This window comes from Parafrankia sp. EUN1f, from assembly GCF_000177675.1.
Taxonomy (GTDB): domain Bacteria; phylum Actinomycetota; class Actinomycetes; order Frankiales; family Frankiaceae; genus Parafrankia.
Window position 1 is genome coordinate 1 of the sequence record NZ_ADGX01000250.1, and the last position, 8,404, is coordinate 8,404.

Annotated in this window: 5 protein-coding genes; 1 reads left to right on the forward strand and 4 read right to left on the reverse strand. The window is 73.4% G+C overall.

Features of this window, described 5'->3' with window-relative positions; translation table 11 throughout:
• A partial coding sequence (locus FREUN1FDRAFT_RS36720; protein ID WP_006545484.1) for a type I polyketide synthase occupies positions 1-3,254 on the reverse strand: 3,254 nt, incomplete at its 3' end.
• A 349-nt stretch (positions 3,255-3,603) separates the two neighbouring features.
• Between FREUN1FDRAFT_RS36720 and FREUN1FDRAFT_RS36725 the strand changes: the two genes are divergently transcribed.
• The gene (locus FREUN1FDRAFT_RS36725) at positions 3,604-5,184 is read left to right on the forward strand and encodes an MFS transporter (protein ID WP_006545486.1); all 1,581 of its coding nucleotides are present in this window, start codon (positions 3,604-3,606) and stop codon (positions 5,182-5,184) included.
• Here FREUN1FDRAFT_RS36725 and rfbH read toward each other — a convergent pair.
• The 3 genes from rfbH to FREUN1FDRAFT_RS36740 form a co-directional block, all read right to left on the reverse strand.
• On the reverse strand, positions 5,145-6,446 hold the full coding sequence (gene rfbH / locus FREUN1FDRAFT_RS36730; protein WP_006545487.1) for a lipopolysaccharide biosynthesis protein RfbH: 1,302 nt from the start codon (positions 6,444-6,446) through the stop codon (positions 5,145-5,147). The two genes, FREUN1FDRAFT_RS36725 and rfbH, sit on opposite strands and share 40 nt — an antisense overlap.
• A gap of 64 nt (positions 6,447-6,510) precedes the next feature.
• Complete coding sequence (locus tag FREUN1FDRAFT_RS36735) at positions 6,511-7,515, reverse strand: Gfo/Idh/MocA family protein (protein ID WP_006545488.1); 1,005 nt, start codon at positions 7,513-7,515, stop codon at positions 6,511-6,513.
• A 343-nt stretch (positions 7,516-7,858) separates the two neighbouring features.
• A partial coding sequence (locus FREUN1FDRAFT_RS36740) for an acyl carrier protein (RefSeq protein ID WP_006545489.1) occupies positions 7,859-8,404 on the reverse strand: 546 nt, incomplete at its 5' end.

Consider the following 8,404-nt stretch of genomic DNA (forward strand, 5'->3'; position numbering starts at 1 on the left):
TGACCCTCCGCACCGTCCTGGCCGCCACGGGAGTACACCGACACCGGGCGACGGCCGCTGCCGTCGGCCTCGCCGAGGTGCACCTGCAGGCGACGCTCCCCCGCCCGCGGCAGCGCCAGCGGGTTGTCGATCGCAAGGTCGAGCAGGTCGGGGTAGCCGGCGCGGGCTCCGGCGTGGAGTGCCAGCTCCACCAGCACGGCGCCGGGCGCGAGGACGACGCCCGCGACCGCGTGGTCCGCGAGCCACGGCTGCTCGGGCACCGCGGCCCGGCCGGTGAGGACCTCGTGCGGGGCGCCGGCGAGGTCGAGGGCGGCGCCGAGCAGCGGATGGCCGGCCGCGTCGAGTCCGGCTGCCGCCACGTTCGCCGGGCCACCGGCCGCCGGCTGGATCCAGTACCGCTCGTGCTGGAACGGGTAGGTGGGCAGCCGGTCGGTGCGCGTACCGCCGGCGCGGAACGAAGACCAGTCGACGTCCTGGCCACCGACCCACAGGTCGGCGAGCGCGGCCGCGATCGTCGCGGTCTCCGGCGTTCCGCGGCGCATGGTCGAGGTGACCAGGTGCGTGTGCCCGCCCAGGTGCGCCGGCCCGTCCAGGTGCGCCGGCCCGTCCAGGTGCGCCGGCCCGGCATCGGTGGAGTGCAGGTGGTCGAGGTTCTGCTCGACCAGCGGCCGCAGCACCGCGTCCGGGCCGACCTCGACCCACCGCGTCACACCGAGACCGCTCAGCTCGCGCACGGCCGCGGGCAGATCCACCTGGTCACGGACGTGCCGCACCCAGAAGTCCGGATCGGTCACCCGCTCCGGCAGCCCGGCGAGAACCGGGGCCGCGATCGTCAGGCCCGCCACCACCCCGGCGAAGGCGTCGAGCATCGGATCCATCAGCGGGGAGTGGAACGCGTGGCTGACCCTCAGCCACCGGGTCCGGGCCGCCCGGTCCGCCAGCAGGCTCTCGACCTCGCGCAGCGCCACCGCGTCCCCGGAGAACACCAGCGACCGCGGGCCGTTCACCACAGCCACCGACACCAGGGCCCGTGCCCGCTCCGGCAGCAGCGCGAGCACCTCCCGGGCCTCGGGCACGTCGACGGCGGCGGAGAGCATCCCGCCGCCCGCCGGCAGCGCCGCCATCAGCGCGCCCCGCGCCGCCACCAGCCGCGCCGCGTCCGCCAGCGAGAACACGCCGGCGACCTGCGCGGCCGCGATCAGGCCCACCGAATGCCCCCAGACCGCCCCCGGGCGTAGGCCCGCCCGGTCCAGCACCCGGGCCAGGCCGACCTGCACGGCGAAGATGCCCAGCTGGGCGAGGCCCGTACCGTCGATACCCGCACTCGCCAGCAGCGCCGGCAGATCCGTCCCCGTCGCCGCGCCGACCGCGTCGAACGTCTCGGCCACCTCGGGGAACGCCGCGGCGAGCCCGAGCCCCATCTCCCGCCACTGGCTGCCCTGGCCGGTGAAGACCCAGGCGGTCCGGCCGCCGTCGGCCAGCCCGGGCCGGGGCAGCACCACGTCCTCACCGAGGACCACCGCCCGGTGCGCGAACCGCGAACGCAGGTCGAGCGACACCCCGAGATCCGCCGCCGCGACACCTTCGGCCACCAGCGCCTGGACGGCCTCGACCTGCGCCTGCACCGCCGCCGACGAGTTCGCCGACACCGGAAGTGGCACCGGCGCCGGAGCCGGCAACGGGCTCGGCGGCTGCACCGTGGCCTCGTCCGGCACGGCCTCCAGGATCACGTGCGCGTTCGTTCCACTGATCCCGAACGAGGACACCGCCGCGCGCCGCGGCCGCCCCGTCGCCGGCCACGGAACCTGCTCCGCCACCACCTCCACCGCGCCCGCCGACCAGTCCACCTGCGCACTCGGCCGCGCGGCATGCAGCGTCTTCGGGACGATTCCGTGCCGCAGCGCCTCGACCATCTTGATGACACCGGCCGCGCCCGCCGCCGCCTGGGTGTGGCCCAGGTTCGACTTCACCGAGCCGAGCAGCAGCGGAGGCCCGTTCTCCCGCCCCTGCCCGTAGGTCGCCAGCACCGCCTGCGCCTCGATCGGGTCGCCGAGTCTGGTGCCCGTCCCATGGCCCTCCACCACGTCGACGTCCGCGGCCGTCAGGCCCGCCGACGCCAGCGCCGCGCGGATCACCCGCTCCTGCGACGGGCCGTTCGGGGCCGTGAACCCGTTCGACGCCCCGTCCTGGTTGACCGCCGACCCACGCACCACCGCGAGCACCCGGTGGCCGTGCCGGCGGGCGTCCGACAGCCGCTCCAGCAGCAGGATCGCCACGCCCTCGGACAGGCCGGTGCCGTCGGCGCCGTCGGCGTAGGCCTTGCACCGCCCGTCGGTCGCCAGCGCGCCCTGCCGGGAGAAGTCGACGAGCACCTCCGGCGTCGTCATCACCGCGGCCCCACCCGCCAGGGCCAGCGACGACTCGCCCGAGCGCAGCGACCGCGCCGCGAGATGCAACGCGACCAGCGACGACGAGCAGGCCGTGTCCACCGTCAGGGCCGGGCCCTCGAACCCGAACACATACGACACCCGGCCCGACGCCGCGCTGCCCGAGTTCCCGATGCCGAAATAGCCCTCCAGCCCGGTGGGAAGCCGTTCCACGTGATGGGAGTAGTCGTGGAACATCAGGCCGGTGAAGACGCCGACCGGCTCTCCCCGCAGGGCACGCGGGTCCAGCCCAGCCCGCTCCAGCACCTCCCAGGAGACCTCCAGCAACAACCGGTGCTGCGGGTCCATCGCCAGCGCCTCACGCGGCGAGATCCCGAACAGGTCCGCGTCGAATCCCGCCACGTCCTGCAGGAACCCGCCTGAGCGGGCCGCCGTGGAACCGGCCGGCCCGCCCGCACCAGCCTCCGCGGCTGCGTCTCCGGCTACGGCTACGGCTGCGTCTTCGGCTGCGGCTGCGGCTGCGGCGAACAGGCCGTCCAGGTCCCATCCCCGGTCGACGGGAAACCCGGACACCGCGTCCACCCCGCCGGCCACGACGTCCCACAGCCCGGCGGGCGAGTCGACCCCGCCGGGCAGCCGGCACGCCATCCCCACGATCGCGATCGGCTCCTGCGCGGCGTCCTCGACCTCGCGCAGCCGCAGCTGGCTCTGCTGCAGCTCGGTGAGGGCACGCCGCAGGTAGGCACGCAGCCGCTCGTCACCGCCCGCCGGGCCCGCGGTGGACCCGGCGTCCCGCTGAGCGTGGCTTTCCTCGGAGCGGCCGCCCGTGGCGGACCGTGTGCTGTCGGCGGGCGTGCTAATGGGCACGGTGGGCTCCCTCGGATCGAAGCCGGTCAGACCGACAGCCAGTCGTCGGAACAGATGTTCCGGGGGCGATGAAGACCGCCATCGGCACGCGGATGAACGACCGGACCGCGCCGCGTTTCACATTCCCGCGCCGGCGGCGGCTCCGCGACATTCTCAGTCTCACCGAGGAAGCCGCATTCAGCTCCCCTGCCCGACCCCTGTTCACGCCCTGATTCGAAAAGGGAACCGGGTTGCCGCGAAGCCCCCTAGAACACCCCTTCACAGGGGCCGAAAATCGGTGACCGCACCATTACCCGACATAGTTTGACGCCATCTCGACCCGTCGGCCCGGAATCCGAGGAGATCATCCGTGCGCACCCGTACTGATGTCGCCGGCGACGACCCGGGCCGGCCCCCCGGCGATCCGCCGCCGGCCACGCCGGCCACGCCGGCCGCCGCCGAGCCGCTCGATCCACGCCGCTGGCTCGCCCTGAGCGTCCTCGTGGTCGCCCAGCTCATGGTCGTCCTCGATGGGTCGGTCGTGACGATCGCGATCCCGAGCGCGCTGCGCGACCTGCACATGTCCGCGGCGGCGGGGCAGTGGGTCGTGACCTCGTACGCGCTGGCCTTCGGTGGCCTGCTCCTGCTGGGCGGCCGGGTCGCCGACTTCCTCGGCCGCAGGCGCGCCTTCGTCTGGGGCCTGTTCGGCTTCGCCGCCGCGTCGGCGCTGGGCGGCGCGGCCCCCACCGCCGGGCTGCTGATCGCCGCCCGGGCCCTGCAGGGCGTGTGCGCGGCGGTCCTCACGCCGGCGGCGCTCTCCCTGATCACGGTGACGTTCACCGAGGGCCGGGAGCGAGCGCGCGCGTTCGCCGTCTACGGCGCCGTCTCCGGCGGCGGGGCCGCCATCGGGCTCGTCGCGGGCGGGCTGCTCACCGAGTACGCGTCCTGGCGCTGGTGCCTGCTGGTCAACATCCCGATCGCGCTGGTCACCGCGGCGGCGGCGGTGCCCGTCATCCGGGAGAGCCGGGCCGGCGAGCACCCCAGCTACGACGTCCTCGGAGCTGTGACGGTGACCGCCGGGCTGGTCGCGCTCGGCTACGGGTTCACCGTCGCCGCCCGGGAGGATCACGGCTGGGCGTCGGCGCAGACGGTCGGCCTGCTCGTCGGCGCCGCGCTGCTGCTCGCGGCGTTCGTCGTCGTCGAGGCACGCTCGGCGCAGCCGCTGCTGCCGCCCCGGGTGCCGCTGGAACGCAACCGCGGCGGCTCGTTCCTGGCCGCCGCGCTCATCAGCGCGAACATGCTGGCCACGCTGCTGTTCCTGACCTACTACTTCCAGAACACCCTCGGTTACAGCGCGCTGCGCACCGGGTTCGCGTTCCTGCCGATCAGCGCCGGCGTCCTCGTCGCGGCCAACCTGACCAGTCGGCTGCTCTCCCGGCTCGGGGCCAAGGCACTGATGCTGGGCGGCATCGGGCTCTCCATCGCCGGCATGCTGCTGCTCACCCGCCTCAACCTGCGCTCCGGCTATCCCGGCACGCTGCTGCCCGCCGAGATCCTGATCAGCACCGGGATGGGGTTCGCGGTGATCCCGATGTTCAACGTCTCTCTGACGGGTGTCGCGCCGCGCGACGCCGGCGTCGCCAGCGCCCTGGTCAACGTCACCCAGCAGATCGGTGGATCGCTCGGCGTCGCGCTGCTGAGCACGGTCTCCGCGACGGCGATCACACGCTACGAGCGGGCCCACGGCGGTGGCGGCGCGACGACGTCGCCGCGGGCGGCGATCGAGGGCTACACCACGGCGTTCACGGGGAGCACGGCCTTCCTGGTCGTCGCGTTCGTCGTGGTCCTCGTCCTGGTCCAGGCCCACCCAGCCGGCCCGCCCACCGAGGGCGGACCGGCGGCGGAGCCCGGTCAGGACGTGGCGAACTCCCAGATCGACTGGGCCACATAGTCGATCATCTCGGTGGTGATGCCGGGGTAGACCCCGACCCAGAAAGTCCGTTCGGTGATGATGTCGCTGTTCGTCAGGTCACCGACGACCCGGTGCTCCACGTCGGCGAACAGCGGCTGGCGGACCAGGTTCCCCGAGAACAGGTTCCGGGTGCCGATGTGGCGGGACTCCAGGAACGCGACCAGCCCGGCCCGGTCGAAGCTCGCGTCCTGCGTCACCGTGAGCACGAAGCCGAACCAGCTCGGGTCGCTGCCCGGGGTCGGCTCCGGCAGCAGCAGACCGGGCACCCCGTCGAGCGCCGCCCGCAGGCGCTGCCAGTTGCGGCGCCTGGCGGCACCGAACTCGTCGAGGCGGCGCAGCTGGGACAGGCCGAGCGACGCCTGCAGGTCGGTGGACTTCAGGTTGTAGCCGACGTGGGAGAACGTGTACTTGTGGTCATAGCCGTAGGGCAGCTTGCCGAGCTGCTGGGAGAAGCGTTTGTGGCAGGTGTCGCTGGCGCCCGGCTCGCACCAGCAGTCCCGGCCCCAGTCCCGCAGGGACTCGACGAGGCGGGCCAGGACCAGGTTGTCGGTCACCACGCAGCCGCCCTCGCCCATGGTCAGGTGGTGTGCCGGGTAGAAGCTCGCCGTCGCGAGGTCCCCGAAGCTCCCGCACGGCTGCCCCTGGTAGAACGACCCGACCGCGTCGCAGTTGTCCTCGACGAAGAACAGGCCGTGTTCCTCGGCCAGCGCGGCCACCTCGGCGGCGGGGAACGGGTTCCCCAGCGCGTGAGCGATCATGATGGCCCGGGTGCGCGGCCCGATCGCGGCGGCCACCCGTTCGGCCGTGGTGTTGTAGGTGCCCAGCTCCACGTCGACGAGCACGGGCACGAGCCGGTTCTGCACGATCGGGCTGACCGTGGTCGGGAAGCCGGCGGCAACGGTGATCACCTCGTCGCCCGGGCGCAGCCGGCGCTCCTTCAGCTCCGGCTGGGCGAGCGCCGTCAGCGCGAGCAGGTTCGCCGACGAGCCCGAGTTGGTCAGGTGGGCCTTGCGGCGGTGGAGCAGCTGGGCGAACCGCCGCTCGAACCGGTTCGAGGCGGTGCCGGCGGCGATCCGCATCCCCAGCGCCGCCTCGACCAGCGCCGCGCGGTCGTCCTCGTCGAACACGGCGCCGGAGGACAGAATCGGTGTCTCGCCCGGCACGAACGGGGCGTTGTCCGTCTGGTCACGGTGGTACTTCCGCACACTCTCCAGGATCAGGTCGCGCGCTGTCGCACTCATCGGGATTCCCATCGTTCGTCGGATGCGATGTCAGGGCCCGGCGACGGGCGCCTGTGGCGGCGGATCAGGTAGCGACGGCGGGGTCGCGCCGGGCCGGCAGGACGAGGGCCTGGTCGCGGATCCGGTCGATCAGGTCCGCCTGCGCCAGCACCGCCTTGCCCTCCAGTACCGACGGGACGCCGTCACGCACCCGGGCGACGAACGCCGTGACGACGTTGCCGAACTGGTCGTCGGCGGCCACGGTGATCTTCTCGACCCGGTCCTGCCGCTCCACGCGGATCACCGGGGAGTGCGTGGGCGGCGGGGTGTACGCCCACTCCGCGGCGACCCGCCCCGTGCTCCCCCACAGCTCGTACCGGGAGCGGTAGGCGTGCTCGGTGCCGAAGGTGAGGTGCGCGCTCACCCCGGTCGGCGTGGCCAGCAGCACGTCGCCGGCGATGTCGATCCCGAGCTCGTCGTCGACCCGCAGCGTGGCGCCGACCACCCGCAGGTCCTCCCCCAGGAACAGCAGCGCCGTTCGGATCGGGTAGACACCGACGTCGGTCAGCGCGCCGCCGCCGACGTCGCGGCTGTGGCGGCCGCGCGCCGGTGACGCGGGGAACGCGAACTGCGCGGTCAGCCCACGGACGGTGCCGATCTCGCCCGCGCCGACCAGGTCCCGCACGACGCCGTGCTGCGAATGGGTGAGGAACATCAGGCTCTCCAGCAGGGCGAGCCCCGATGCGTCGGCCAGGGCCACCAGCCGTTCGGAGTCCGCCCGCGACGTGGTGAGCGGCTTCTCGGACAGCACATGGCGGCCGGAGCGCAGCGCGCGTTCTACCCAGATGGCGTGCAGGCCCGGCGGCAGCGGCACATAGACCGCGTCCACGTCCGCACGGCCGAGCAGCCGGTCATAGCCGGTGACCGGCTCGCCGCCGAAGCGATCGGCGAAGCGCCGCGCCTTCGCCGGGTCACGGCTGGCGAAGGCGGTCAGCTCCACCTCGGCGTTCGCCGCGAGCGCCGGCAGCGTGCGCCGCCAGGCGATGTCCGCGCAGCCCAACACGCCGATCCGCAGCCGCGGGGTGCTCATGGTCAGGAAACTCCTCCGCCGTCAAAATTCCAGCCGTCAAAATTCCAGCCGTCAGGATCCCAGATGTCACAGTTCCCGGCCGTAAGAATTCCCAGCCGTTCCGACGGCGGATAAGGCTCATTCATCCGCGCGGCTTCCGTTGAACGATCGCGGGCGCACAGCCGTTCTCGAGAACGGTAGTTCGAGCGCCCTTTCATCGTCAACCCCAGTAATGTTGAGCACGTTCACCCAACCTCCCCTACGAACCCCCTGATCCCTGACCCGGAAAGGTGGATCCGACCGATGAAGGCCCGCCCGAGGAAACACACCAGCCTTTTCGTCACGCCTCCCGGAAAACGGCCCGTCAGGAGCGGCCGAACTCGTTGTCGAGAAGCTCGAACATCTCCTCGTCGCTGGCGGAGGCGAGATCGAGGGCGCCCGGTCCGGTCCCGGCCGGCGCCGGGCCGAAGGCGGCGGCCAGGGCGCGCAGCCGCGCGGCCACCTCGTCGGGCAGGTGCCCACCGGCCGCCGCCGAGCCAGCCAGAGCCCGCTCGAGCCGGGCCAGCTCGGCGAGGACAGGTCCCGGGGCCGGCTCCGCCTCGCCCAGGTCGAGCAGGCCGAGCAGGTGTCCCCCCAGCGCGGCGGGTGTCGGATAGTCGAACACGAGCGTGGCGGGCAGCCGGGTCCCGATCACGTCGGCCAGCCGGTTGCGCAGCTCGACGGCCGTCAGCGAGTCGAACCCGAGATCCTGGAACGTCTGGTCGGGCCCCACCGCGTCGCCGCCGCGGTGCCCGAGCACGGTCGCGGCACTGCCGCGGACGAGGTCGAGCAGGACCTCGTGCCGCTCCGGCTCCGGCCGTTCCCGCAGCCGCCGGCGCAGCGTCTCGCGCGCGGCGACGCCGGGCTCGGG

What these genes read in the sequence shown, in the direction of transcription:
- rfbH (WP_006545487.1), bottom strand. Translation starts at nt 6,446, where the DNA reads ATGAGTGCGACAGCGCGCGACCTGATCCTGGAGAGTGTGCGGAAGTAC.
- FREUN1FDRAFT_RS36735 (WP_006545488.1), bottom strand. Translation starts at nt 7,515, where the DNA reads ATGAGCACCCCGCGGCTGCGGATCGGCGTGTTGGGCTGCGCGGACATC.